This is a genomic window from Kordiimonas lipolytica (assembly GCF_001550065.1).
Genome location: NZ_LRUB01000011.1, coordinates 1 through 25,204 on the forward strand (window position 1 = coordinate 1; position 25,204 = coordinate 25,204).

The following is a 25,204-nucleotide window of genomic DNA, read 5'->3' on the forward strand; positions in this document are numbered from 1 at the left end:
AAAAGCAGCGGTGTTATGTGTCAAGCGCGGCTGCATAGTGATCCCTCATTTTTGCGTTTGCGCGAATGAGGATTTTTCTAGTGACTGCAATGAGAGCGACTTTACCGGGCTTCCCGTTTTCCCTGAGGCGTTGATAGAAAGCTTTCATTTCCGGATCGAAGCGAATGGCGGGGAGTGTCGCCACATATAAAGCATCGCGCACATGTTTCCGTCCTCCTGTAATTGTCCGCCTGCCGCGCATTAGACCACTATCCCGGTTGATTGGGGCTAGACCAACGAGCTTGGCGATTTGTCCTTTGTCGAGATGACCCAGTTCCGGCAGGCCTGCCAGCAGGAAGCAGGCGGTCCGCAATCCAATGCCCTTTATTGAAGTCAACACTTTGGCCCTGGCCTTGAGTGCTGCATCCTGTTCCAGGCATTCCTCCATCGCTTCCACAACGGCTTGACGCTGTTCCAGCAGGAAATTCAGAGCCTCTTCGATCCAGTCTCTTGCCTTGTTCAGCAGCTTTTCCCGGCGGTTCTTTTCCTGGACAATCATGTGGGACAGCTGTTTGTATCGGACTACGAGGTCTGAGAGTTCCTGCTGCTGTTCAGAAGGTTGTTCAAGAAGGCGTGTTTCCATGCGCCTGCCATAGTCGGCTAGCACAAAGGCATCCACCTTGTCGGTTTTGGCCAATTGCCCACTGGCCCGGGCAAACTGACGGATATATCGGGCATTAACTTTGGCAACCGGCAACCCGGCTGCAAGCAAGGCATCTGTGACCATGCGTTCATAGCCACCTGTAGGCTCCAGGATCAGCCGTTCAATGTCTTCCCTGTCAGCAACCCACGAAAGGAATTTGGCAATGCCGGATGTATTATTGGTAAATGTGTCTGCTTCGCCTTCTGGCAGCAGGCAAACGTCAAAGGATGATTTTGATATGTCGATCCCAATGGATCGCGTGGTATAAGTCATTGGCTTTGTCTTTCTTATACACGAGCGTAAAAGCTCACTCAGCGGTTCGACGAAGCCTCTGTGGTGCGGAAGGGTTATGCTTTTTTACGACCGTAAAAGGTCTTGCCCCGAGTGGGCTCAACCACATTCCGCACCTTGAACAGGGGGTGGCCACCCCCTGTTCAAAATCAAAGAGGCACGAAGATCATAACAAATCTTCGTGCCTCTCAATGTATAAGGCGCCGGGTAGGGCGCCTTTCTGATGATTTGATTGTCAGGCCTGCTTAAGCCGACAGCGGCTCTTTCGCCATGAAATTCGGCATCCAGCCTTCGTGGGCTGCCGTTAGGTCGCTGAGCGCCAGGTCAAGCGCGCCGCCGTTCACAGATACACGGTCACCGCCGGTTTCGCCCAGAACCGCGACCGGAATGCCGGCGTCCTTGGCTTCCTGGCGGATCGTCTCTGCCGTGGCGGCATCGGTTGCCACCAGATAGCGCGCCTGGGTTTCAGACAGAAGCGCCACATGCAGCGGCAGGTCGCCCTCAACGGTCACGTTCACGCCAACCTTGCCTGCGATTGCCATGTCGGCAAGGGCCGCAATCAGGCCGCCGTCAGACAGGTCATGACAAGTGGAAACCTGGCCATTTTCAATGAGCGCCCGGACGAAATCGCCGTTCCGGCGTTCGATATCCAGGTCAACGTGCGGCGGGCAGCCTTCGTTCTTGCCCAGAATCTGCTTCTGGTAGAGGCTTGCTCCCAGCTCGTTCTTGGTTTCGCCGATCAGCACCACAGTTTGGCCCGGGCCCTCGAACGCGATGGTGGCCATCATGTTGCTGTCAGCCATCACACCCACGCCGCCGATAGCGGGCGTTGGCAGGATGCCGGAGCCGTTGGTTTCGTTATAAAGCGACACGTTACCGGATACGATCGGGTAATCCAGCGCGCGGCAGGCTTCGCCCATGCCTTCAAGGCAGCCAACGAACTGGCCCATGATGTCCTTGCGCTCCGGGTTGCCGAAATTGAGGCAGTTGGTGATCGCAAGCGGGGTCGCGCCCACAGCCGTGATGTTCCGCCATGTCTCAGCCACAGCCTGACGGCCGCCTTCAACAGGGTCGGCATAGCAGTAGCGCGGGGTTACGTCTGTGCTGATTGCCAGCGCTTTTTCCGTGCCGTGCACACGCACAACAGCCGCGTCGCCACCCGGGCGCTGGATCGTGTCGCCCATCACCATATGGTCATACTGTTCCCAGATCCAGCGGCGGGAACACAGGTTCGGGCCGCCGATCAGGTCCATGACGGCCTTATTCAGGTCAGCTGGCGCTTCCACGTCTACCACGTCGCGCTTCGGCGTCGGGATATAGGGGCGCTCATACTCTGGCGCGTCCTCAACGAGGCTGTTGATCGGCATGTCGCCCACCACTTCGCCGCCGAACTTCAGCGTCAGGTTGCCGGTGTCGGTGATATGGCCGATCACGGCGAAGTCCAGTTCCCACTTCTCAAAGATGGCTTTGGCCATGTCTTCGCGACCTGGCTTGAGGACCATGAGCATGCGCTCCTGGCTCTCGGACAGCATCATCTCGTATGGGAGCATGTTTGCTTCGCGCTGCGGCACTTGATCAAGGTCCAGCTCGAAGCCCACGCCGCCTTTGGACGCCATCTCAACCGATGACGACGTCAGGCCAGCCGCGCCCATGTCCTGGATTGCGATGATGGCGTCTGTGGCCATCAGCTCAAGGCAGGCTTCAATCAGCAGCTTTTCGGTGAAGGGGTCACCCACTTGTACAGTAGGGCGCTTTTCTTCACTGTCTTCGGTGAATTCGGCGGATGCCATGGTGGCGCCGTGGATGCCGTCGCGGCCGGTTTTGGAACCCACGTAAACGACAGGGTTACCAACGCCCGCAGCCGCGCAGTAGAAGATCTTGTCCGCATCTGCGAGGCCAACAGTCATGGCGTTCACCAGGATGTTGCCATTGTAGCTTTCGTCGAAGTTGGTTTCGCCGCCCACGGTGGGTACACCCACGCAGTTGCCGTAACCGCCGATGCCTTCAACCACGCCCGCCAGCAGGTGGCGGGTTTTCGGGTGGTCAGGCTCGCCGAAGCGGAGCGCGTTCATGTTGGCCACCGGGCGTGCGCCCATAGTGAATACGTCGCGCAGAATGCCGCCCACGCCCGTTGCCGCGCCCTGGTAAGGCTCGATGTAGGATGGGTGGTTATGGCTTTCCATCTTGAAGATCGCGGCCTGGCCGTCGCCAATGTCGATCACGCCAGCGTTCTCGCCCGGCCCCTGGATAACCCAAGGCGCCTTGGTCGGCAGCTTCTTCAGGTGGAAGCGGGATGATTTGTAGGAGCAGTGCTCAGACCACATCACACTATAGATGCCAAGCTCTGTATAGTTTGGCTCACGCCCCATGGCGCCGACGATGCGCTGATACTCTTCTTCCGTCAGGCCGTGCTCTTTCACGAGCTCAGGGGTGATTTGAATTTCGTTACCGGTTTTCATGTCTCTTCCCCTTAGCCCAGTCGGTTCATGACGGATTCGAACAGCTTGCGGCCGTCAGAGCCGCCCAATGCTGGTTCGATCATGCGCTCAGGGTGAGGCATCATGCCAAGGACGTTGCCTTTGGCGTTGGTGATGCCGGCGATGCGGCGCTGCGCGCCGTTGATGTCCTCGGCGTACTTGAATGCCACCTGGCCTTCGCCTTCCATGCGGTCGAGCGTCTCCTTGTCGGCGAAATAGTTGCCGTCATGGTGCGCCACAGGAATGGTGATTTCTTCGCCCGCCGCGTATGCGTTGGTGAACATGGTGTCGGCGTTTTCCACCGTCATCTTCACGTCCTTGCACACGAAATGCAGGCCCGCATTACGCATCAGGGCGCCCGGCAGCAGGCCGGTTTCCGTCAGGATCTGGAAGCCGTTACACACGCCGAAAGTGGGCACGCCCGCTTCCGCGCGCTTGATGACCTCTTTCATGATGTGCGAGCGCGCGCTCATGGCGCCGCAGCGAAGATAGTCGCCATAGGAGAAACCGCCTGGCAGGGCAATGAAATCGACCTTGTCGAAGTCATACTCCTGGTGCCAGACCATGAGTGGCTTTTGCCCTGTGATCTTCTCTAGGGCGACAGCCATATCCCGGTCGCAGTTCGATCCCGGGAAAACGATAACCGCGGATTTCATGTGTTCTACTCCAGATCGATGGAATAGTTTTCAATCACGGTATTGGCCAGAAGCTTGCGGCACATTTCGTCCACTTCCTTTTCCGCCGACGCGCGATCCGTGGACTTGAGGTCCAGCTCGATATATTTGCCTTGGCGGGCGGCTTCGACACCGTCAAATCCCATGTTGCCGAGCGCATGCTCGATGGCTTTGCCTTGAGGGTCCAGAACGCCGTTTTTAAGGGTTACGTGAATGCGGGCTTTCATTGGGCTCACTTTCTTTCAGTCAGGTAATTGTGCCGTTAGGCTTTGGGCTTACAAAAGGTTGGACCAGAAGCTACTGCTTCTGGCCCTTGTTCTGATGGTCTGCAATTTCGGTGATGTCCGCGTTCGGCAGAATGCCAAGACGGCGCGCGACTTCCTGATAGGCTTCCATTTCGCCCCCAAGGTCGCGGCGGAAGCGGTCTTTATCCAGCTTCTCACCGGTTTTCATGTCCCACAGGCGACAGCCGTCCGGGCTGATCTCATCCGCGAGAATGGTGATGCAGTCTTCGCCTTCATACAGGCGGCCGAATTCCAGCTTGAAATCCACAAGCTTGATGCCGATGCCCGCGAAAAGGCCGGAGAGGAAATCGTTGATGCGGAGCGCATAGTGGGTCATTTCCTCAAGCTCGATCTCATCGGCCCAGCCGAATGCCAGAACATGCTCTTCGGAGATCAGCGGGTCGCCCAGCTCGTCCGACTTGTAGCAGAACTCAACAATCGGGCGTGGCAGCGGCGTGCCTTCGTCGATGCCGAGGCGCTTGGAGATGCCGCCTGCTGCGATATTGCGAACAATCACTTCAACCGGAATGATCTCAACAGCCTTCACAAGCTGCTCACGCATGGACGTGCGCTCGATAAAGTGCGTTGGGACGCCGATGTCGGCGAGGGCGGTGAAGATATATTCAGAGATATGGTTGTTCACCACGCCTTTGCCTGCGAGCGTGCCTTTTTTCTCGGCATTGAACGCAGTGGCGTCATCTTTGAAATATTGGATAATGGTGCCGGGCTCAGGGCCTTCGAACAGAACTTTGGCCTTGCCTTCGTAAATCTTGTTGCGGCGGGACATATATTGCCTCTTTTCCTCAGTTTGAGGGATGTCAGTGGGTTGCGCGGGCGCGAACATAAGGGAAAAGGTTCCCTGCGACAATCTTTCTGTAACAAATAACAATAAGTTTCGTGTAAGCATTGGAAAAGGGCGCAGAAATTTCCTTTATTGACGGATGCGCTATGCTATTTTACTGGGGTCTCAGTTAGAGACTCGGATAAGAGGAAAGTACCAATGACCACGTTCGACGGCCGCGAGAAGGCTTTTGAAGATAAATTTGCCCATGACGAGAGCATGATGTTCAAGGCTCGTGCCCGCCGTAACCGCCTGCTTGGCGAGTGGCTGGCGTCTGAGATGGGCCTTTCGGGTGACGATGTTGCGACTTATGCCAAAGAGGTCGTGAAATCCGACCTGGAAGAAGATGGCGACGAGGACGTGATTCGCAAGGTAATGGCGGATATTGAAGGCAAAGGCCTGGATATTTCCCGTCACCGTATCGAAAAACACCTTGAAGAAATGATGGACGAAGCCCGCCGCCAGATCATGGCGGAAGTGAAGTAAGGCACGCCCTTAAAATCGAATAAGAAAAAGGCCGGATCGCTCCGGCCTTTTTTGTTCTCTGGGGCATTGACCTAGAGGCCTTCGCCAGCGCGCACAGGGCCTATTGTTACCCTTCGCGCTTGATGGTCGGGGGCAAGCTGACTATGGTGCGCCCGAAAACTAAGCCGATTCTTGATGTAGGAGTGTCTGAATGGTTGATGGGTGGCCTTGTTATGCGCGGATTGACGGCCCGCTGGTGATCGTTGGGTTTGGTTCGATCGGGCAGGGGCTTTTGCCCCTCATTCTCAGGCACTTCGAGGTGCAACGCGACAATATCGTCATCGTGTCCGCCGACGAACGCGGCCAGGATGTGGCGAGCGAGCACGGCATCCGTTTCATCAGGGAACCGCTGACGCCTTCGAACCTTGAGGCAGTGCTTGCGCCGCTGTTTGACCGCGCGGGCGGTTTCCTGGTGAACCTGTCGGTTGAGGTTGAGAGCATGTCGCTGGTGCGCTTCTGCCACAAGGTGGACGCCCTTTATATCGATACCTGTATTGAACCCTGGCCGGGCCGCTATGAGGACCCGGACAGCCCGATGGGCCTTCGGACCAACTATTCGATCCGCGAAGACGCGCTGGCGATGCGTGACAGCCTCAAGGGCGGCCCCACGGCCATTCTTGCGCACGGTGCGAACCCAGGGCTGGTGAGCCATTTTGTCAAACAGGCGCTCCTCAATATCGCGGCGGACTGCGGCCTTGAGGTGAGTGTTCCTGAAACCCGGCAGGGCTGGGGCGAGCTTGCGCGTAAGCTGGGCGTCAAGGGCATCCATATCGCCGAGCGTGACACGCAGGTGGCGGATGAGAAGAAGCAGAAGGGCGAGTTCGTCAACACATGGTCCATCGACGGCTTCCTGGCCGAAGGTCTGCAGCCAGCCGAGCTTGGCTGGGGCACGCACGAAGGCTATCTGCCGGCGAACGCGGCCGAACATGTCTTCGGCTGCCGCGCGGCCATTTACCTGAAGAAGCCGGGCGCTTCCACGCGCGTGCGCAGCTGGACGCCGATGGCAGGCTCCATGACCGGGTTCCTGATCACCCACAATGAGGCCATCTCGATCGCCGACTATTTCAGCCTGTTCGATGCTGACGAGCGCGTGACCTACCGGCCCACCTGCCACTATGTCTATCACCCCTGTGATGATGCCGTGCTGTCCTTGCATGAACTTGAGGGCAACGCCTTTGAAGCCCAGACCAAGCACCGCCTGATCTGCGACGAGATCACCGACGGCGTTGATGAGCTGGGCGTGCTGGTATACGGCCATGAGAAGAACGCCTACTGGTACGGCTCGCAGCTGTCGATCCATGAAACGCGGGAGTTGATCCCGCACCAGAATGCGACAGGGCTTCAGGTAACAGCGACCGTGCTTGCCGGCATGGTGTGGGCGATCGAAAACCCCAAGCGCGGCCTTGTGGAAGCTGACGAGATCGATTTCAAGCGAATCCTTGATATCGCAGGCCCATACCTGGGGCCGGTTGTGGGGGAATACACAGACTGGACGCCGCTGGACGGTCGCACCAACTGGATTTTCCCGGAAGAGATCGATGAAAGCGACCCCTGGCGCTTCACCAACGTGTTGCTGCGCTGACGCGCAAAGTTCGCCAATATTGGATAAGAAAAAGGCCGGATCGTTCCGGCCTTTTTTTGTTGGGGCAAGGGGCAAGCCTGGGTGGGGAGTTCAGGGGCAACATTCGGCCAGAAGCGGACATTGTAGATCGCTTCGTCTGGTGCTTATATATGTATTCTGCAGGCACTGCTGAATAAGAATTCTTGAATTTGAGGGTCGAAAGTGGCCGTCGTTAGGGAATCGGGCCGGAGTTTTCCGGCCTTTCTTATTTGCCGCATAGAACAGATACCGCTGTTGAGTTATTGGTGCTCACGGCTTAAAACCGGTCGAAATCCTTTTCAGGCCCGGCGCGGCGCAACAATCGGATAGACTATGCCTATTTTGTTTCTGGTCGTGTTTCTTGTGATGGCAGGCTTTGCCATGCTGCTGCCGTCCATCATGTATGTTCTGGAAAACCTTGGTGCCAGTCAGGCGGAGGCAACGCCGATCCTTGCGAGCTACAGCCTTTCCCAGTTTATCATCGGCCCGGTGTGGGGGCGACTGTCTGACTGGTTCGGGCGTCGGCCGATCCTGATTATCACGCTTCTTGGCGCATCTGCCTGTTACCTGTTCCTGGCGACCATGGCAGACACGCCCGCACTTGTGCTGCTGGGACTGACACTGGTGGGGATATTTTCGGGAAACACGTCCGTAGTGATGGCGGCGGTGAGCGACCTGACGAGCGCGGAGAACCGCGCAAAGGGCATGGGGCTGATGGGGGCCGGTATTGGCCTGGCCTTCACTCTTGGTCCGCCGCTGGGTGGTGTGGTTGGTGGAAGCGATGCAGCCACGGCCACCATATCCGTATCCGCCGCGATTGCAGCGGGGCTGTTGCTCACAGGGGCGCTGGTGGTTGCGGTGCTGTTCCGGGAAAGCCACGCGGAGCATGAAGAAGACCGGGGGCAGATCAGCCGCCTTGAGGCCTTCGGCCGCATCCGTACACGCCCGATCCTGATGCAGATCTGCCTGATGATGCTGATGTTCACTGTGCCGCTTTCGATGATGGAATCGGTGCTCAGCTACTTCATGGAAACGCGTTACGCCTGGGGGCCGCCGGATATGGGCAAGCTCTTTCTGGTGATTGGCCTGGTGCTGATGGTGGTACAGGGCGGGCTGATTGGGCGGCTGAACAACCGGTTCGGTGAAATTTCGCTGGCGCGGGCAGGGGTGTTTTTCATGGGGCTGGGCCTGTTCCTGATCTTGATCGTGCCCACTGCCGGCCTTGTGTTCATCGGCATTGCCGCCACAAGCGTGGGTACCGCGCTTTTCAATACGTCCATGTCGGCGCTGGCATCGCACCGGGCGAAGCCGACTGAGCGCGGTGCAGTGATGGGGGTGTTCCAGTCCATGCAGTCGCTCGGGCGTTCCACCGGACCGCTGGCTGCGGGGCTTCTCAATCAGGAACTGAATGGCTTGCCGCTTCTGGCTGGTGGGTTGATTATGGTGTTGGTGCTTCTGTGGGTGGTGTCCCTGCACCGGCAGATCGACCGGGTTGGCATCGTGAAAACATAGCTGTTCATTGGCGGCTTGTAAGTGATCACAATCTTGACGAGTTGGTCAGGCTGTGGGCGCCGGATTTTTCAATATATCTCCTGAATTACTCAGATAATCTTTTGCATTAATGCAAGTTTTTCGATATCGTTTCCTTTAAATGTGATCACATTATCAAGGGGAATGAGGATGAAAAAGCTACTGCCGATTGGTGCGCTGTTGATGGTTGCGGCTTGCGGGGAGCAGGCTGAAGAAGGCATGCAGCCGGCTGACCTGATTATCGCCGGCGGTACGATCTATACCGTGGACGGCGAAAGCAGTGTGGCTGAGGCCCTGGCTGTGCGGGATGGCAAGATCGTTTATGTCGGTAGCAGTGCTGGTGCAGCCCCATATGCGGGAGAGAATACCCGGCGGATTGACCTCGACGGCCAACCCGTTTTCCCGGGTTTTACCGATAGTCACGCCCACCTGCCGGACGGTGGCGGAACCCTTTTGGGGCTTGGCTTTCAGGGTATGACCTCAGCCGAAGAGATTGTCGCTGCGGTCAAGGCCTATGCCGACGCGCATCCCGATATGCCTGCCATCATGGGCTCAGGGTGGGAGCTCAATCTGTTCCCGGATGCAAATCCGTCGAAGGAACTTCTGGATGCAGTCGTGCCGGACAGGCCGGTCTTTCTTGGGGCCGCTGACGGCCACAATGGCTGGGTCAACAGCAAGGCGCTGGAACTTGCCGGCATTACAAAAGATACGGAAGACCCGCTGAACGGCCGCATTGAGCGCGACGCCGACGGTAACGCCACAGGGACGCTCAGGGAAAGTGCCCAGGGGCTTGTGATGCATATTTTCCCAACGCCCGACGTTGATGATGTGATCAAGAACCTTGAGGCAGGCATGGCCTATCAGGCCGGGCACGGCATCACAGCCACGATCGACGCAGCCATCATGGCGGACGTGAACGAGCAGGCATATCTGGCAGTTGCGGAAAGGGCCGACCTGCCACAGCGCGTTCGTCTGTCGCTTCTGGCGGCGGAAGAGATGGTGACGTCTGTGGTGACAGAGGAGAATGCGGCGGCCACAGTGGATAAGCTGGTTTCGCGCCGGGCCCAGTTCCGGGCGCGGTCTGCTGGCCGCCTGGACGCTGAAGCCGTCAAGATTTTCGTTGACGGTGTGCCGGAAAACCATACCGCAGCGCTGTTGGAGCCTTACGTGAATGCGCCCCTTGGCCCTGATCATGCGGGTGAGATCAACCTGAGTGAACAGGCCCTGAGCGACTATGCGACAAAGCTTGAAGCAAAAGATTTCCAGGTGCATATGCATGCGATCGGCGACCGCGCCGTGCGCGTTGGCCTGAATGCGCTAGAGGCGGCGAAAAAGGCCAACGGTGAGCGCGACAGCCGCCATCAACTGGCCCATCTGGAGATCGTGCAGCCTGAAGATATTGCGCGCTTCGGCCCGCTTGGCGTAACCGCAGACATGCAAACGCTTTGGCACTTCCGCGACGCCTATATCTCTGACCTGACTGAACCTTTCCTCCAGGAAGAGTTGCACCGCTGGTTATATCCGGCCAAAAGCTTCATCGAGGCAGATGCCCGTATCGTCTGGGGCAGTGACTGGCCCGTTTCCACCAGCAACCCATTCCATTCCATTGAAGTGGCCGTGCTTCGGAAAGACCCGGAAAACGCAGATGATCAGCGATGGATTCCTGAGGAAGCCGTATCTGTGGACGACATGATCCGGGCGTTGACCGTGAATGGTGCCTACCTGATGGGGCAGGACGACATTCGTGGGTCGCTCGAAGTGGGCAAGGAAGCTGATTTCATCATTCTGGATGCTGACCCTTACAAAGTGCAGCCAGAGGCGATCAGCGATATCAAGGTAACGACCACCTATATCGGCGGTGCCTGCGTGCACGGTTGCGACTAGGCCTGGGAAGCAAACAAAAGGGGCACCGTAGGGCGCCCCTTTAAACCTGTCTGAAGGTCAGCCTGCAATCAGATCGGGTCAGGCCCTGTGCCGACGGAATCTTCAGTGAAGGCATTCAGGCCGATGATCGTGTAGGTGTCCTTGACGCCGGGAGTTGTCTGCACTTCCTGCGTAATGAAACGGCCGATTTCCTGATCTGCACCCAGCTGGAACTGGGCCAGGAGGTCATAGTTGCCGGATGTGGAGTAGACGCTGCGAACTTCCGGGATTTCGTCCGCCAGATGGGCGGCGACATCATAGGTGCGGCCCAGTTCACATTTGATCATAACAAAGACGGTCTTCATTGGCTGAAACCTTAATTGACAAAGAAACTTAAACAGCTTGTAGCGAAAAGCCGTGCGGCTGTGAAGGATAGATTTGGCAACCGGAAACCAGCTGCGGAAAAATTGCCATTGCCCGAGTGCATGGAGTGTCGTACCCAGCTTGCGGGGGATATTTTTGAGGGAGAGTAAGTATGTATGATGTAGCGATTGTTGGCGGCGGTCACAACGGCCTGACCTGTGCAGCCTATCTGGCGAAAAAAGGCCTCAAGGTGGTTGTGCTTGAGCGCAGGGAAATGCTGGGCGGCGCTGCCGTGACGGAGGAGTTCCATCCGGGGTTCCGCAACAGTTCCGCGTCATACACTGTCAGCCTTTTGAACCCCAAGGTAATCGCAGATCTTGAGCTGCACAGGCATGGCCTGAAGATTGTTGAGCGCAAACTGGCGAACATATTCCCGATGAAGAACGGAGACCACCTGGCGTTCTCTTACGATCACGACGAACTGAAGAAGGAATTCGCACGCTTTTCCCAGCATGATGCCGAAGCCCTGGATCGCTACAGCGCCGATATTTCCATGGTGGCGGATGAGCTGCGTCGGCTGCTTTTGCAGGCGCCGCCAAACGCCGGTGGTGGTCTTCGAGATATGATCAAGGCTGCGGCGCTTGGGTTGAGCGCTATCCGCCAGCCGATCGAGGCCCAGCGCCTGCTGTTGGATATGGCGACGCAAAGCTGCGCCGACATGCTGGATCGCTATTTCGAAAACGACATGATCAAATCTGCCTTTGCTTTTGATGGCATTGTCGGCGCCTACACCAGCCCGAATGCGCTTGGGACAGCTTATGTACTGCTGCACCACTGTTTCGGTGAAGTGAATGGTAAGAAAGGCGTTTGGGGGCATGCGATTGGCGGCATGGGCGCCATCAGTGAATCCATCGCGAATGCCGCCCGGGAAGCCGGTGCAGAAATCCGTGTGGACAGCCCGGTTGCGGAAGTGATCACGGATAAAGGCAAGGCCCGTGGTGTTGCCCTTGAAGATGGTACTGTCATCAAGGCCCGTGCGGTTGCAGCCAACGTGGCGCCCAAGCTACTGTTCGGGAAACTGGTAGACCCTGCCTTGGTGCCAACCGATTTTGGGACGCGTATCAAACATCTTAAGAGCGGGTCGGGCACATTCCGGATGAATGTTGCCCTTTCAGAACTGCCGCAATTCACCTGTTTGCCTTCGGAAGGGCAGGCACCGCATCATTCTGCAGGTATCGTGATCGGGCCGGGCATGGACTATCTGGACAAGGCCTTCCTGGATGCCCAGCTTCAGGGCTGGTCCAAGGAACCGATTGTGGAAATGCTGATCCCTAGCACGCTGGATGACACGCTGGCCCCAGAGGGGCAGCATGTGGCCAGCCTGTTCTGCCAACAGTTTGCTCCGCATTTGCCTGACGGCAAAAGCTGGGACGATCATCGGGAAGACGTGGCCGATTTGATCATCGATACAGTTAGCAAATATGCGCCGAACTTCAAGAAGGCAGTGATAGGGCGACAAATCCATTCCCCGCTCGACCTGGAGCGGAAGTTTGGGCTGATTGACGGGGATATTTTCCACGGTCAACTGACGCCGAACCAACTGTTCGCATCGCGTCCGGTTCTTGGGCATGCAGATCACCGTATGCCGGTGAAGGGGCTTTATCTTTGCGGTTCGGGTGCGCATCCTGGCGGCGGTGTAACGGGCGTGCCTGGGCACAACGCTGCCGCCGAGATCATCAGTGACTTCAAACGCCGCCGCGTCTAGCCTGTTGCCGGCCCGGATATGCCGGGGAGGCGTTTTGCATGTTCGGTGCATTTAGTCGTCTATCTTATTGAATTATTAAAGTTTAGCGCCATAATACTGACATTGGGTTGGGTGTTTTCCAATGAGTTGACGGCTCGGGTCTTGCCTTTGTTGTCTGCTACTTTAATTCTCGGTTTGTGGACCGAAGGGGGATTTTATGGAATACCGCATCAAAGACTCTGATAATGGCGCTATCACGGCGACCTTCACGGGCGACATCACCTTTTCTGAAAATGTTGCGTTCCGACAGTTATTGAAGGATCTGGCGGATCGCGACATCAAGTCTTGTGTATTTGACCTTTCGGCAGTGGATATGGTCGATTCGGCGGGCCTTGGGATGTTTCTCATCGCGAAAGAGCAAGCTGACACTTCCGGCTGGAAACTGTCTGTTACCGGTGCTCAAGGTCATGTCGCTAGCATGCTGAAACTGACCAAGCTTTCTGATCTATTGCAGTCCTGATGCGGCCCCGTGCCGCAATTTCTGGGCAGTCAGTTTGAACAGCGCCAATAATACAGGTATCCCCGGCAGGGTTGAGGAAGTTGCAGCCGAAATTCGAGGCGCGACCATCCTGATCGTGGACGACATGTCAATCATGCGCCAGATTATCGGACGCTGCCTGGAGCAAGCTGGTTTCACACACCTTTTCTATGCGGAAGATGGTCAGGAAGCACTTGAATTTATCGAGAATACACCGCCCGATCTGCTGATCCTGGACCTCAATATGCCCAGAGTGACCGGCTATGAAGTATGTCGGATACTGCGGGCTGACCCGAAAACCAGTGGGCTGCCAATTCTTGTCCAGTCAGCGTCTGAAACGCCGGAGGAGCGGGTAAAGGTCTTCAGTAGCGGCGCTACCGATTTTGTCTCCAAGCCCATCAATCAGCCGGAACTGCTTGCTCGAGTGTGCATGCACCTTGAAAACAAGTTCCTGATCAAGAACCTAAGTGATTTCCACAGCCGAATGCACACTGAATTGTCCATGGCAAGGGACATGCAGCATTCGCTGTTGCCCGACGAGGATACGCTGCAGGAGCTTGAGGAATCCTCCGATGTGTCATTTGAGGCCCACTATCGGGCATCGTTTGAACTGGGGGGCGACCTGTGGGGCGGCTGGAGGCTTTCTGATGACGAGTTCGGCGTATTTGTGCTTGATGTGTCAGGTCATGGGGTAGGGGCAGCGCTTAATACATTCCGCCTTCATGCCACGATGTCTCGTTTCGAGATGTACCGCGATGATCCAGCTATTTTTCTGACCAGTCTAAATGGTGCGTTGAAACCTACGTTCCCGCTTGGGCATTTTGTAACGATGTTCTATGCGGTAATTAACCACCGTACTGGTGAGATCGTCTATGCAGGTGCCGGCGCGCCACGCCCCATGATCGTGAATGTGAAGGGCAAAGTCAGACTTCTTGATAGCGCAGGGACACCTGTCGGTATCATCAGCAGGCCAGGGTATGAGAACAAAACTGACCGGCTGGAACCTGGCGAGACCCTGTTTTGTTACTCGGACGTGCTGCTTGAGGCTGCGGGACCGGACGGTTCTTTCCTTGGCGAAGATGGTTTTGTCAAAGAAGTGGAACAGGAAGCGAAGGCCGGGGACCGATATAAGCTTGTAGAGCGCCTGATTGGTTCCTTTTATGCCAAGTTGCCGGGGGAGTTGCCGGACGATCTGACGGCTGTGGCGATGCACCGGGCGCCGGAAAAGAAGCGCGCAAAGACGTCAGCGCACGGTGTTGTTAAGGGGCGTGTGTTGGTGATGGCGGCCGAAAGCAGCGCGTTGGGGCAAATGGTTGCTTCGGCACGTCCTCCTGAATTTGACTGTGTGTGCGTTTCAGATAGCCAGGAATTGGCCGCCACAATGGCGGGCGCAGCACCGACATTGGGTTTCATTACTGATGCCCAGACAGCCCGCAGGGAGGGGGCCGAAGCGGTTGGCCGGGCACTTGGTGCCGATTTTCTAGCAGCAGGCGGGCCGATCGTTCTTCTTGCAGACATTGACGCGGAGCCGGACCTCAAGCAGTTAAGGTTCGATCTCAATGTCAGTCGCATTATCAGCCTGGAGAAGGGGCCGGATGCCTTGTGGGGCGCCGTCCGTGCAGAAATCGATGACTATATGTTGCGTCTGTCGGTTGCCGATGCTGTTAGCAAAAAGGTTTCTGATGTTGGTGATGTTGATGTTGCTACATATCGCTTCCGTACCCGCGAAGAAGCCAAAAACCTGGCAGCCCTCCTGGCGGGAGCATGCGCTGAGCCTGTGCCGGTCGCACTGGGGTTGACGGAATTGTTCGTCAATGCTGTGGAGCATGGCTGTCTCGCCATCGGGCATGAGGAAAAGGGGCTATTGATTGAAAAGGGCCGCCTTACAGACGAAATCAAATACCGGCGTTCCCTTCCGGGCTATGCCGAAAATTATGTGACGGTGGAGTTCCGCCGATCAGAAACAGAGATACTGTTCCGTATTGTCGACCCGGGTGAGGGATTTGACCATCAGGCTTTCACTTCGGCAGAAGACGGCCACACGAAAAAGCATGGTCGCGGCATCACAATGGCCGGTGGTTGCTTTAGCGAAGTCAGCTATATTGGCAAGGGCAATGAAGTGCTTGCCCGTTACCGCATCAAGTAGAACGGCTATTACTTCTTTTTCACCAGAAGGTGTTCAGGGCGACGGTTTTCCGCCTGCCTGAACAAGCTGTATGTACGGTTGGTGTAATTGGAGACATCCAGAACCGACTGCATATAGTCGTCAAGCTCCTGCGTGCGCTCTGCCTCGAAAATGCGAACATTCTGGGTTGGGTCCTGTGTTTCGAAACGCACATAGAACCATGGCTCGCCACGCCTCAGAATCAGGTCCTGTGAGGCATCGTGCCACTCAAATGCCCACATAAACGGGCGGGGCCAGATATGAATGGGGAAACGCCCGGCGATCATCAGGCCGGGACGGCGCGTCTTGAGATAGTCAAGATAGGGCGGCAGCTGGTTGATCCACACCGGTTCGTCCGAGATGAAGACATAGGGTGTCACAAACTGCAGAAGCGGTCTTTCGGGATGGCGCCATTCACTTTGCGGGTGCATCAGCATGATTTGGCTCATGACGCTCGAACGCACGGCCGAATTAGCACCCTGTACATTCAGGAGCTGTGGCTTGCCGTCCGGTGACCGCGTGAGGCGCAGATGCAGGTCATAAGGGCATTTGACAACGAAATGACGGCTGTCGAAGTCGATAGCCCCGGGGCATTTCTGAACAGACTTTGCATCAGGTGCTTCTGGCAAGTTTTGACGGAAGGGCTCCGGCTCATACCACACCACACCGGCCTTGGGGGCTTTCATGATCCATCCCACGTCCACTGTGCGGCGCATTTTGGCCACACGGTCGCGGCGGGCATAAAGCTTGTTCAACATCATGTTGGTTCCCCCCTGAGGTAAGCTGAAGTGGCGAACATAATACTTGTCTGGAATGATCTTTAGGTCATGTTGTCATTGCGTTCAACAGGCTTGGGCTTTCAGGACCCGGTTTTGGCTGTCAGGTGGCCCCGGCAAAGGCAGCGGCATTGTCCTGCAGAATGTCGCCCAGATAATCGTACATGGCGCGGATGCGCGCGCTTCGCCGAAGTTCCGTGTGGCTTACGAGCCAGATATCGGAACTGAAGACGACATAGTCGTCGAACAGGCGCACAAGGTCTGGGTCGTTTGCCGCGGCAAGGCAGGAATATGCCCCAATGCCGTAGCCGGCCTTTACAGCAGCGGCGAGGGCAATCAGATTGTTTGACCGGAACGCGGCACCCTTGGGGGCGCCGATGCTCTTGCGGTGCTCGGTTGATGTGTAGGCCAAAATCTCGTCATGCGGCAGAATGAAATCGAACTTCTTCATGTCCGCCATGGATTTGGGTGTGCCGTGCTCTGCCAGATAATCCTTGTGGGCATAATAGCCGTAGGCCATGGAAACCGTACGTTTGCAGATCAGGTCGTTCTGTACGGGGCGGAACATCCTGAGGGCGATATCAGCTTCACGCCGCAACAGGTCAGAGACCGCATTGTCCACTTTCACATCGACAGTGATGCCAGGATACTGTTTGCGGAACCCAAGGAGCTTTTCCACCAACCACAAGGAGCCGATGGCCTCAGTGCAGGATATAATAACGGAACCCTGCAGGCTGCTGTCGTGCCCCGTAATCAACCGTTCAATGGCGTGCACATCGTCCTGCATATGGCGGGCATGGTTCATCATCTGCTCACCAAGGGCTGTCATTTCAAGCCCGGTGCGGGTGCGCGAGAAAATCTCGGCCCCGACATTTTCTTCAAGGGCGGTCAAGCGGCGGGAAAGTGTGGGTTGGCTGACGTTCAGCTTACGTGCTGCCGCAGACAGGCTACCCTGCTCGGCCATGGCCAGGAAATATTTCAGATCATCCCAATCAAGCATGGGGAAGGCTCCGCGTTCGAGTTTTGCAATTCAATTATGAATAGCTAATCTGCATAATTTGTCAATTACATCCATAAATGAATTTCACATATAGGCCTTATGACCCGGGCCCAACCTCCCTGAACCCCATTGGCCTGCGTCACGACTTTAGACGAGGAGACATGAAATGTGGACGACACGTAAAACTCTGGTAGCCGGTGCAGTGCTGGCAGTGGCAAGTTTTTCCGCAGCAGCGAACGCACAAACCTATTATGCTGGCCCTGACCGCAACATCACACGCGGGACCGACGCCATGATGGAAGGCGATCTTGAGACCGCTTCCAAATATTTCCATCGGGCCGCGAAGGCCAACCTGAGCAAGGAACGCCTTGTGCCGCTTCTCAACAACCTGTGTGCCGTTGACTATGCCCTTGGCAAGCTGGATAGTGCTGAAGAGGCCTGTACGCGTGCCATCGCTGAAGATCGCCATTTCTGGCGCGCTTATGTGAACCGGGGCAATGTCCTGAAGGCAAAAGGCGACTATACAGACGCGCAGCAGGACTATTTGAAGGCGGTTCGCCTCAAGCCCGATAGCGCGCTGGCCCAACGGGCGCTCGCACGGCTTCAGGAAGAGCAATCGAAACTGTTTGCCGCTGCAAAGTAAAGCGGCACACCAGAACGGGGGAGACCATAGGTGGATAAAGCAATTTTCTATCCAATGCTGGGCATGGCGACGCTGACTTTCGGCGTCGTCGTGCTTCTTGCAAAACGTCGTTTTGCCGCTATTGGCAAAGGCGAGACAACAAACCTGGCTTTTTTCAAAACCTTCCGAGGGGAAAGCCCGGAACCGGAAGGCGTGCAGACGGCTCAGCGCAACCTGACCAATCTGTTTGAAATGCCAATGCTCTTTTACCCGGCCTGTATAGCTGCCGGGATGCTGGGAAAAGTAGACACAGTCACCCTGAGCCTTGCGTGGGCCTATGTGGTGATACGGTTTGTGCATACGCTGGTGCATGTCACAGGCAATGACGTGCGCACGCGCTTCAAGATCTTTTTCCTTAGCAACCTGCCGCTTATGGCTTTGTGGGCTTATATCGCCTTTTAGGACTTAGGCCTCATAGAGCTTAAGCCTGGGGTGTTGGAAATCCGCCCGCGTGCGCAACCATGGAAGGCACCGGGCGGCCCAGCACGTCTTCTACCCAGGCAGCGAGCGCAATGATCTTGTCGAGCTCGACGCCTGACGTGATGCCGGAGCGGTCCAGCATATAGAGAAGGTCATCTGTGCCGATATTGCCGGTGGCGCGCGGCGCGAACGGGCAGCCGCCAAGGCCGGCGACCGAGCTGTCCAATATGCGCACACCTGCTTCATAAGCCGCCCAGGCGTTGGCAATTCCGGTGTTGCGCGTGTTGTGGAAATGGGCCCGGAGCGGCATGCCCGGCAGGGCGTCTCTGACGGCTTCGAAAATTTCACGCACGCGAACGGGCGCGGCTACGCCGATGGTGTCCGCAATGGCAATCTCCCGTGGGCCGGCATCCGCCAGCTCCTTTGCCATATCAACGACAACCTGCGGGGAAACCTCACCTTCAAACGGGCAGCCCCAGGCTGTCGAAATCGTCACCTGTGCTTTCAGCCCCTCCTGGGTTGCGAGCCGGATGATCTCTTTGCTAACCGCAACAGACTCGTCTCGCGTCTGGCCCTGGTTCTTTTCGCCGAATGTGTTCGAAGCCGTCGCCACACAGCCGACTTCATCAACGCCGTGCTTGTTGCCCTCGCGGGTTTGTAGTGCCCGCAGGAGCCCGCGTTTATTCAGCACAAGGCCTACATATTCGACATTCTTGATGTCCGGCAGGTCGGCGATAACGGCTTCAGCATCGGCCATTTGGGGCACCAGTTTGGGGTGCACGAAGCTTGCAACTTCAAGCCTTTTCAGCCCGGCATCCATGGCGCGGGTGATCAGTTCTACTTTTTGTTCAGTGGAGAACATGACTTTTTCGTTTTGCAGCCCGTCGCGCGCGCCAACTTCAACAATTTCAACCATTTGGTCTGTCATGATCCGGCCTCACTCCTGAACATTCATCGTGCAAAAAAGACTTCCTCTACATGAATAGTCAGGGCCTTTGGGTCAAGCTGTTTCAGGCGAGGCAGGCCGACTCGGGCTTCCGTTTCATACCGATCGCTCCAAAGGGCAGAGCGTCTGACCTAATAAATTATGAAGGCTGGACAAGGGGTTGCGACGCCGAAGATGGACTGCTTCGGTTTTTTTGATGTGGCGCCTGTGCTCTGATAGGCTGGTCATCCGCTTACAAAGAACAAACATGCCTGTGCCTCGGTCGCTGGTGAAACATTGGGTTTCGCCCGGCGCCTTCAATATTTGGGACGGAGGAACAGATGGCCAATGGCACTCTACACGGCCCGCGGGTGGTTGCGCTCGTGGGCCCCTATTCAAGCGGTAAAACCACACTTCTTGAAAATATTCTTTTTTTGACTGAAACGACCCGCCGCCGGGCAAATGGCGAGCGGGTTTTTGGTGACGACAGTGTGGAGGCGAAAGCGCTTGCCATGGGGGTCGATACCAACATTGCCTCGGTCCATTACCTTGATGATCGCTATATTTTCCTGGATTGTCCCGGCTCGATCGAATTCCTGCAGGAAACGCGCAATACCCTTCATGCAGCAGATGTGGCCGTTGTGGTGGCGGAACCCGAGCCCGCAAAAATCTTTGCCTTGAGCCCCTTGTTGCATGAGCTGGAGGCAGAAGGCATCCCACATCTTCTTTTCATCAACAAGATTGACCATTCGGATGTGCATATCCGCGAAATAGCGGCAGCTCTGGATGAGGTAAGCGCACTGCCTGCCGTTCTGAGGCATGTGCCAATCCGCGACGGAAACGCGATTACGGGCTTTGTTGATTTGGCGTCAAAGCGCGCATACAGCTATGGCATGGACGGCAGCCGAGAGATCAAGGACGGCGCCGAGAGCATTCTGGAGCAGATAGCGGAAGACCGCTTCCATATGCTGGAAACGCTCGCAGACTTCCACGACGACCTGATGGAAGAGCTATTGGAAGAAGTGGACCCACCAAGTGATGAAGTGTTCACGGATCTGGCTGACGATCTTCGTGCAGGCCGCATAATGCCTGTGCTTATGGGCTGTGCCAGCCAGGGTTATGGCCTGAAGCGGCTGATGAAGGCCTTAAGGCATGAAATGCCGGGGTTTGAAATGGCCTCCAAGCGCATGATGCCCAAAAAAACCAAGGAAATAGCAGCCTATGTGCTCAAGACACGTCACTTGCCCCATATGGGCAAGCTATCTTTTGTGCGGGTCCTCAAGGGCGCGGTAACAGAGGGGCTGCATGTGGGCGGCAACAAGGTTGGTGGGCTTTTTAGAATAGCAGGAACCGATCTGAAGAAAGCGACAATGGCCGATGTGGGCGACCTTGTGGCCATTCCCCGCTTGGAGGATGTCAAAACCGGCGAGACGCTGGGAGGCACGGGTGCCCCAAAGCCCGGCCTGTTGCAGCCCGTTTATGCGCGCGCAATTGCGATCAGCGACCGCAAGAATGAGGCGAAGCTTTCTGAGGCGCTCACGAAACTTATGGAAGAAGATCCATCCTTCGACGTGGAGCACTGTGAAGATACAGGCGAGCTTCTGTTGTGGGGGCAGGGTGAAATACACATGCGCGCGGCGATGACGCGCCTGAATGACAAATATGGCGTGGACGTACGGTTTGCTGATCCACATGTGGCCTATAAGGAAACTATTCGGCGAAACAAGGTTCAGCATACCCGGTACAAGAAACAGTCGGGCGGCCACGGCCAGTTTGGCGATGTGGTGATAGAGGTCAAACCTCGTGGTCTTGGCGCAGGTTTTGAGTTTCAGGAGAAAGTCACCGGAGGGGCGGTGCCAAAGCAATATATCCCGAGCGTCGAGGCCGGCGTGAAGGAATATTTGCGGCAAGGACCGCTTGGCTTCCCTGTCGTGGATGTGGAGGTCACCCTTCAGGATGGCCAGCATCACAGTGTGGACAGCTCTGACATGGCATTCAAGACTGCCGGCCGGATGGCGATGGCTGATGCGTTGCCAGACTGCGATCCTGTGCTGTTGGAACCCATTGAGCATGTGCGCGTTATGGCGCCTACCAATTATATGGCCAGGATCAATGGCATGATCAGCTCTCGGCGTGGGCAGATCATGGGCTTTGATGGCCGCGATGGCTGGCCCGGTTGGGACCAGATTGAGGCGCAAATGCCAGCGTCAGAAATGCAGGACCTGATTATTGAACTCAGGTCCCTGACACAGGGCGTTGGTACGTTCGAGCACAGGTTCGATCATTTGGCAGAATTGGCGGGGCGGCAGAAAGACCAGGTGCTGAAAAACCACAAGGTTGCCCGCAGGACAGGATAAAGGGGGAGCCCAAAAAAACTGTAAGTTTTCTCAACCCCGTTGGACTGAAAGATCAAGCGCGTTAGAAACGTGCAAGGTCAACCTACCAATGGGGGAAGAAAAAGGTGAATCCTTTATCCAAGATCACGACAGCAGGACTGCTGGCGCTTGCGGCGATATTGCCCGCAGGCGCCCAGCAGAACAGTAGCGAGGCGGTGACAGAGCCGTGCTTTATCAAGGGCCTTAAGGGGCGTGTGCAGTGCCTTACCATTGAGGTGCCGCTTGATTACGACAACCCTGAAGACACCCGGATACCAATTCACGCGGCGGTTATCCCGGCGAAAAGCAGCCGGTCGGAGCCAGATCCCATCTGGGTTTTTGCTGGTGGGCCAGGGCAGGCCGCGGGCGAGTACGGCATTCTGGCTTCAACCGCCTTTCGCCAAATTCGCCAAACGCGAGACATTGTACTCGTGGATCAGCGCGGAACGGGCAAGTCCCACCCGCTGAACTGTGAGGTCGAGCCAGGCGAGATGTTATCCAGCCTGGATGACTGGACCGGCTTTATCAGGGAATGCCGCGCTGCGCATGACATTGATGTACGCCATTTCACCATGGAAAATGTCGTGCGCGACATGGAAGCGGTGCGACAGGCCCTGGGGTATGAACAATTGAACCTTTGGGGCGGTTCCTGGGGAACACGCACGGTAGGGCTTTATCTCAAACGCCATCCAGACCATGTGCGAAGCATTATCGTAGACGGTGTCGCGCCGCCTGACGTTTCCCTGTTTGAAAGTGCACCAGAAAGCGCCGAGCGCGCCAAGCGTATGCTGGCAGAAGACTGCCGCCAGAATGAGGCTTGCACCGCACGCTATCCCGACTTTGAAGCGCAGGTGGAAGCATTCCTGGCCAAGGCGGCCGCGGGAGAACTGCGATATTCAGGCAATGACCCGCTTTCGGGTGAGCCGCTTGAGCTTGATATAAGCTTCGTGATGGCGGTGGAAAGCATTCGCTCCGTCATGTATTCCGCTGATGCCACCGTGATGCTGCCTTATGTGATTGATGCGGCCGATGGTGGCAACCTTGAGCCGCTCATCGCCCTTTACACTGGCGGCGCTTCGGCGTCTGAGAGCATGTATCTGGGCGCCACGCTTTCTATCCTGTGTGGTGAGGAAGTACCGCGCACGCGGCAGAGTGTGCTTCAAGAAGCAGCAGCCGACAGTTTCGCGAAAGACAGCTATTTCCGCTACTGGCAGGCAGGCTGTAAGGCTTGGGACGCCCTGCCTGGTGCGCCGGATGCCCATGAGCCTATCTCAAGCGACGTGCCGGCCCTGATTTTGAGCGGCGACCTGGACCCCGTGACCCCGCCCGGCATGGGCGAGCATTGGCTGCAGGGTTTCCCGAACGGGCGCCATATCGTTGTTGCCGGCAATGGCCATATCACCAGCGCAACTGCCTGCATGCCGCATCTTTTGAAGAAGTTTGTCACAACGCTTGATGCCGACGCGCTCGATACCGAGTGCCTGGGATATTTGAAGCGACTGCCGGTGGTCACCGGCCTGAACGGCACGGTGAATTAGGGGGTAAGTCATGATTATCGTTGATAAAATAGGAAAAAACTTTGGCGAAGTGCAGGCTGTAAAGGATGTCAGCTTCACTGCAAAGGACGGCTCTATCACAACGCTTTTGGGGGCGAATGGGTCGGGCAAATCAACCACACTTCGGACAGTGGCTGCGCTTTTGAGGCCCGATCATGGGCAGGTAACAGTGGACGGTATCTGTGTGCAGCAAGACCCACTCGGCGCCCAGAAGCTTCTCGGCATTTTTCCGGACCAGTTCGGTCTTTACACGCGCCTGACTGCGCGCGAGCATCTGGAATATTATGCTGAACTCCACGGCATGAGCGGCGCAGCGCTGGAAAATGCGGTGGGGGAGGTTGTCAGCCTACTTCACATGGAAGATATCCTGGAACGTCGAACGGAAGGCTTTAGCCAGGGGCAGCGCATGAAGGTGGCTCTGGCCCGGGCGATCCTTCACAAACCGAAGAATATCGTGCTGGATGAGCCCACGCGCGGGCTTGATGTCATGAGCATCCGTATGCTCAGGCAAATCCTTCTGGAGCTGAAGGCCGCAGGGCACTGTGTGCTCCTGTCGTCGCATGTGATGGCAGAGGTGGAAATTCTTTCTGACCATGTTGTGATGATTGCGGACGGCGTTGTGTGCGCCGACGGTACGCCGGCTGATCTTGTCCGGGAAGCCGGCCAACCAAACCTTGAAGAAGCATTTGTGGCGCTGACCGCGGCACACGGGAGGACAGCAGCATGAACCGCCTGATCAGAACCGTATACCGCAAGGAAATGAAAGACATGCTGCGCGACAAGCGCGCGGTGCTGGCCATCGCATCCTATGCGTTTGGTGTGCCACTTTTGATGGCCTTCATTTTCTTCCTGATGGCCGATGACCGGGCTGAAACCGCGCGCTCGACAGTTGCACTGTCTGGCAGTGACCAGGCGCCAGGCATGGTAGCTTTTCTTGAAAAGCAGGGACTTGAGGTGGTGCCAGTGGTGTCCCTGGATACGCCTGAAAGCTTGCCTGACGGGGCAGATGCCATGGTCGTGCTGCCGGATGACTTTGGTGTGAAACTTGGCCGCGGTGAAAGCGTGCCGGTTCAGCTTTATGTGGATGAAACGTCCCGCCAACAGGCGGACAGGGGCGATGACGTGCGGGAAGCACTTGATGCTTACGGCCAGCATGTCGCGGGTGTGCGGCTTGTCACCCGCGGTGTACCGCTTGGCCTAATGGCCCCAATTGTGGTCAACAGGTCAGACCTGGCGCCTTCAAGCTTTATCAACAAGATGCTGGGCAACAGCCTGATGCTTGTGTTCATGCTCGCGCCTTTTGTGATGGGCATGAGCGTGGCGCTTGATGCGCTGGCGGGTGAGCGCGAACGCCAGAGCCTGCAGTCGCTGATGGCGCAGCCGGTTTCTACCGGGAACCTGGTTGCAGGCAAGTGGGCAATGGTAGCCACCTTTGCGTTCGGCGGCACGATGCTTGCCGTGACCATTGACCTGATCCTGTTGCAGTTCGTGCCCGCGGATGTTCTGCCCTTCAAGCTGCAGCTTACGGTTGGTGGCTTCATATTGGCAGTGCTTGAGCTTGCGGCACTTAGCATGTTTGTGGCGTCCGTCCTTCTTGCTGTCAGCATTCATGCTAAAAGCTTCAAGGAAGGGCAGACCTATATGTCGATGATGATGATGGCGCCGGTGATTGTGGGTTACGCAAAGATGTATGGCGAAAACAAGCTACCTGCCGTAACCAAATATCTGCCGATTTTTGCGGATGTTGAAAGTTTGGGGCGGATATTCTTTGACGGTAGCCCCGATCTGGCCGTTACAGGTGCGGCCTTCCTGTCCGCGATTGTGGGCACGGCCATCTGCTTGTGGTTGACAAGCCGCCGGCTTTCCAGCGAACAGATACTGTCTGAGGCATAGG

Annotated in this window: 22 protein-coding genes; 13 read left to right on the forward strand and 9 right to left on the reverse strand. The window is 56.6% G+C overall.

Going from position 1 to position 25,204, the window contains the following annotated elements; translation table 11 throughout:
* Positions 1 to 13: 13 nt before the first annotated feature.
* From KORM41_RS04590 to purC, 5 genes are all read right to left on the reverse strand, one after another.
* Positions 14 to 955, reverse strand: a complete 942-nt coding sequence (locus KORM41_RS04590; protein ID WP_082719706.1) for an IS110 family RNA-guided transposase — start codon at positions 953 to 955, stop codon at positions 14 to 16.
* A 263-nt stretch (positions 956 to 1,218) separates the two neighbouring features.
* Positions 1,219 to 3,432: a phosphoribosylformylglycinamidine synthase subunit PurL gene (purL, locus tag KORM41_RS04595; protein WP_068145237.1), complete on the reverse strand. Its 2,214-nt coding sequence runs from the start codon at positions 3,430 to 3,432 to the stop codon at positions 1,219 to 1,221.
* Positions 3,433 to 3,443: 11 nt separating this feature from the next.
* Entirely contained in the window at positions 3,444 to 4,106 is a 663-nt protein-coding gene (purQ, locus tag KORM41_RS04600; RefSeq protein WP_068145240.1) for a phosphoribosylformylglycinamidine synthase subunit PurQ, read from the reverse strand.
* A gap of 5 nt (positions 4,107 to 4,111) precedes the next feature.
* Positions 4,112 to 4,351: a phosphoribosylformylglycinamidine synthase subunit PurS gene (gene purS / locus KORM41_RS04605; RefSeq protein WP_068145243.1), complete on the reverse strand. Its 240-nt coding sequence runs from the start codon at positions 4,349 to 4,351 to the stop codon at positions 4,112 to 4,114.
* A 70-nt stretch (positions 4,352 to 4,421) separates the two neighbouring features.
* Positions 4,422 to 5,195 (reverse strand): phosphoribosylaminoimidazolesuccinocarboxamide synthase, encoded by a 774-nt coding sequence (purC, locus tag KORM41_RS04610; protein WP_068146097.1) that lies wholly within the window; start codon positions 5,193 to 5,195, stop codon positions 4,422 to 4,424.
* Positions 5,196 to 5,408: 213 nt separating this feature from the next.
* Here purC and KORM41_RS04615 point away from each other — a divergent pair, with 213 nt between their 5' ends.
* From KORM41_RS04615 to KORM41_RS04630, 4 genes are all read left to right on the forward strand, one after another.
* Positions 5,409 to 5,735 carry a DUF1476 domain-containing protein gene (locus KORM41_RS04615; RefSeq protein ID WP_068145246.1) on the forward strand — a complete coding sequence of 109 codons (327 nt, stop codon included), beginning with the start codon at positions 5,409 to 5,411 and terminating at the stop codon, positions 5,733 to 5,735.
* A gap of 190 nt (positions 5,736 to 5,925) precedes the next feature.
* On the forward strand, positions 5,926 to 7,356 hold the full coding sequence (locus KORM41_RS04620; protein WP_068145251.1) for a homospermidine synthase: 1,431 nt from the start codon (positions 5,926 to 5,928) through the stop codon (positions 7,354 to 7,356).
* 351 nt (positions 7,357 to 7,707) lie between these two features.
* Positions 7,708 to 8,886: an MFS transporter gene (locus KORM41_RS04625; protein ID WP_068145254.1), complete on the forward strand. Its 1,179-nt coding sequence runs from the start codon at positions 7,708 to 7,710 to the stop codon at positions 8,884 to 8,886.
* Between the two features lie 168 nt (positions 8,887 to 9,054).
* Positions 9,055 to 10,788, forward strand: a complete 1,734-nt coding sequence (locus tag KORM41_RS04630) for an amidohydrolase (protein ID WP_197420965.1) — start codon at positions 9,055 to 9,057, stop codon at positions 10,786 to 10,788.
* 68 nt (positions 10,789 to 10,856) lie between these two features.
* Here KORM41_RS04630 and KORM41_RS04635 read toward each other — a convergent pair whose 3' ends face one another.
* Positions 10,857 to 11,114, reverse strand: a complete 258-nt coding sequence (locus tag KORM41_RS04635; protein WP_231727143.1) for an Lrp/AsnC ligand binding domain-containing protein — start codon at positions 11,112 to 11,114, stop codon at positions 10,857 to 10,859.
* Between the two features lie 188 nt (positions 11,115 to 11,302).
* Between KORM41_RS04635 and KORM41_RS04640 the strand changes: the two genes are divergently transcribed.
* From KORM41_RS04640 to KORM41_RS04650, 3 genes are all read left to right on the forward strand, one after another.
* A complete protein-coding gene (locus tag KORM41_RS04640) occupies positions 11,303 to 12,895 on the forward strand; it encodes a phytoene desaturase family protein (RefSeq protein WP_068145260.1) in 1,593 nt (530 codons plus the stop codon).
* 196 nt (positions 12,896 to 13,091) lie between these two features.
* The gene (locus KORM41_RS04645) at positions 13,092 to 13,394 is read left to right on the forward strand and encodes an STAS domain-containing protein (protein ID WP_068145263.1); all 303 of its coding nucleotides are present in this window, start codon (positions 13,092 to 13,094) and stop codon (positions 13,392 to 13,394) included.
* A gap of 34 nt (positions 13,395 to 13,428) precedes the next feature.
* Positions 13,429 to 15,558, forward strand: a complete 2,130-nt coding sequence (locus KORM41_RS04650) for an ATP-binding SpoIIE family protein phosphatase (RefSeq protein ID WP_068145267.1) — start codon at positions 13,429 to 13,431, stop codon at positions 15,556 to 15,558.
* Positions 15,559 to 15,566: 8 nt separating this feature from the next.
* On the opposite strand, the gene KORM41_RS04655 is transcribed toward KORM41_RS04650, so the two are convergent.
* Entirely contained in the window at positions 15,567 to 16,337 is a 771-nt protein-coding gene (locus KORM41_RS04655; protein ID WP_068145271.1) for a hypothetical protein, read from the reverse strand.
* A 118-nt stretch (positions 16,338 to 16,455) separates the two neighbouring features.
* Positions 16,456 to 17,352 (reverse strand): LysR family transcriptional regulator, encoded by an 897-nt coding sequence (locus tag KORM41_RS04660; RefSeq protein ID WP_068145274.1) that lies wholly within the window; start codon positions 17,350 to 17,352, stop codon positions 16,456 to 16,458.
* Between the two features lie 166 nt (positions 17,353 to 17,518).
* Here KORM41_RS04660 and KORM41_RS04665 point away from each other — a divergent pair, with 166 nt between their 5' ends.
* Together KORM41_RS04665 and KORM41_RS04670 are read left to right on the forward strand one after the other, a co-directional pair.
* Positions 17,519 to 17,995: a tetratricopeptide repeat protein gene (locus KORM41_RS04665; protein ID WP_068145277.1), complete on the forward strand. Its 477-nt coding sequence runs from the start codon at positions 17,519 to 17,521 to the stop codon at positions 17,993 to 17,995.
* 30 nt (positions 17,996 to 18,025) lie between these two features.
* Positions 18,026 to 18,436, forward strand: coding sequence for an MAPEG family protein (locus KORM41_RS04670; RefSeq protein WP_068145281.1), 411 nt, complete (start codon positions 18,026 to 18,028; stop codon positions 18,434 to 18,436).
* 19 nt (positions 18,437 to 18,455) lie between these two features.
* Here KORM41_RS04670 and KORM41_RS04675 read toward each other — a convergent pair whose 3' ends face one another.
* Positions 18,456 to 19,382, reverse strand: coding sequence for a hydroxymethylglutaryl-CoA lyase (locus KORM41_RS04675; RefSeq protein ID WP_068145284.1), 927 nt, complete (start codon positions 19,380 to 19,382; stop codon positions 18,456 to 18,458).
* Positions 19,383 to 19,720: 338 nt separating this feature from the next.
* Here KORM41_RS04675 and KORM41_RS04680 point away from each other — a divergent pair, with 338 nt between their 5' ends.
* The 4 genes from KORM41_RS04680 (at position 19,721) to KORM41_RS04695 (ending at position 25,203) form a co-directional block, all read left to right on the forward strand.
* Positions 19,721 to 21,736, forward strand: a complete 2,016-nt coding sequence (locus KORM41_RS04680) for an elongation factor G (protein ID WP_068145287.1) — start codon at positions 19,721 to 19,723, stop codon at positions 21,734 to 21,736.
* Between the two features lie 104 nt (positions 21,737 to 21,840).
* Positions 21,841 to 23,292 carry an alpha/beta fold hydrolase gene (locus tag KORM41_RS04685; protein WP_068145289.1) on the forward strand — a complete coding sequence of 484 codons (1,452 nt, stop codon included), beginning with the start codon at positions 21,841 to 21,843 and terminating at the stop codon, positions 23,290 to 23,292.
* Positions 23,293 to 23,302: 10 nt separating this feature from the next.
* Positions 23,303 to 24,037 carry an ABC transporter ATP-binding protein gene (locus KORM41_RS04690; RefSeq protein ID WP_068145293.1) on the forward strand — a complete coding sequence of 245 codons (735 nt, stop codon included), beginning with the start codon at positions 23,303 to 23,305 and terminating at the stop codon, positions 24,035 to 24,037.
* Positions 24,034 to 25,203, forward strand: a complete 1,170-nt coding sequence (locus KORM41_RS04695) for an ABC transporter permease (protein ID WP_068145295.1) — start codon at positions 24,034 to 24,036, stop codon at positions 25,201 to 25,203. Before KORM41_RS04690 ends, KORM41_RS04695 begins: the two co-directional genes overlap by 4 nt.
* The last annotated feature ends 1 nt before the right edge of the window (position 25,204 follow it).

Coding starts and splice junctions, on each gene's coding strand:
- KORM41_RS04630 (WP_197420965.1), top strand. CDS start 9,055: ATGAAAAAGCTACTGCCGATTGGTGCGCTGTTGATGGTTGCGGCTTGC.
- KORM41_RS04655 (WP_068145271.1), bottom strand. CDS start 16,337: ATGATGTTGAACAAGCTTTATGCCCGCCGCGACCGTGTGGCCAAAATG.
- KORM41_RS04690 (WP_068145293.1), top strand. CDS start 23,303: ATGATTATCGTTGATAAAATAGGAAAAAACTTTGGCGAAGTGCAGGCT.
- purS (WP_068145243.1), bottom strand. CDS start 4,351: ATGAAAGCCCGCATTCACGTAACCCTTAAAAACGGCGTTCTGGACCCT.
- KORM41_RS04620 (WP_068145251.1), top strand. CDS start 5,926: ATGGTTGATGGGTGGCCTTGTTATGCGCGGATTGACGGCCCGCTGGTG.
- KORM41_RS04625 (WP_068145254.1), top strand. CDS start 7,708: ATGCCTATTTTGTTTCTGGTCGTGTTTCTTGTGATGGCAGGCTTTGCC.
- KORM41_RS04695 (WP_068145295.1), top strand. CDS start 24,034: ATGAACCGCCTGATCAGAACCGTATACCGCAAGGAAATGAAAGACATG.
- purC (WP_068146097.1), bottom strand. CDS start 5,195: ATGTCCCGCCGCAACAAGATTTACGAAGGCAAGGCCAAAGTTCTGTTC.
- KORM41_RS04660 (WP_068145274.1), bottom strand. CDS start 17,352: ATGCTTGATTGGGATGATCTGAAATATTTCCTGGCCATGGCCGAGCAG.
- KORM41_RS04635 (WP_231727143.1), bottom strand. CDS start 11,114: ATGATCAAATGTGAACTGGGCCGCACCTATGATGTCGCCGCCCATCTG.
- KORM41_RS04640 (WP_068145260.1), top strand. CDS start 11,303: ATGTATGATGTAGCGATTGTTGGCGGCGGTCACAACGGCCTGACCTGT.
- KORM41_RS04680 (WP_068145287.1), top strand. CDS start 19,721: ATGGCCAATGGCACTCTACACGGCCCGCGGGTGGTTGCGCTCGTGGGC.
- purQ (WP_068145240.1), bottom strand. CDS start 4,106: ATGAAATCCGCGGTTATCGTTTTCCCGGGATCGAACTGCGACCGGGAT.
- KORM41_RS04645 (WP_068145263.1), top strand. CDS start 13,092: ATGGAATACCGCATCAAAGACTCTGATAATGGCGCTATCACGGCGACC.
- purL (WP_068145237.1), bottom strand. CDS start 3,432: ATGAAAACCGGTAACGAAATTCAAATCACCCCTGAGCTCGTGAAAGAG.
- KORM41_RS04675 (WP_068145284.1), bottom strand. CDS start 19,382: ATGACAGACCAAATGGTTGAAATTGTTGAAGTTGGCGCGCGCGACGGG.
- KORM41_RS04590 (WP_082719706.1), bottom strand. CDS start 955: ATGACTTATACCACGCGATCCATTGGGATCGACATATCAAAATCATCC.
- KORM41_RS04615 (WP_068145246.1), top strand. CDS start 5,409: ATGACCACGTTCGACGGCCGCGAGAAGGCTTTTGAAGATAAATTTGCC.
- KORM41_RS04665 (WP_068145277.1), top strand. CDS start 17,519: ATGTGGACGACACGTAAAACTCTGGTAGCCGGTGCAGTGCTGGCAGTG.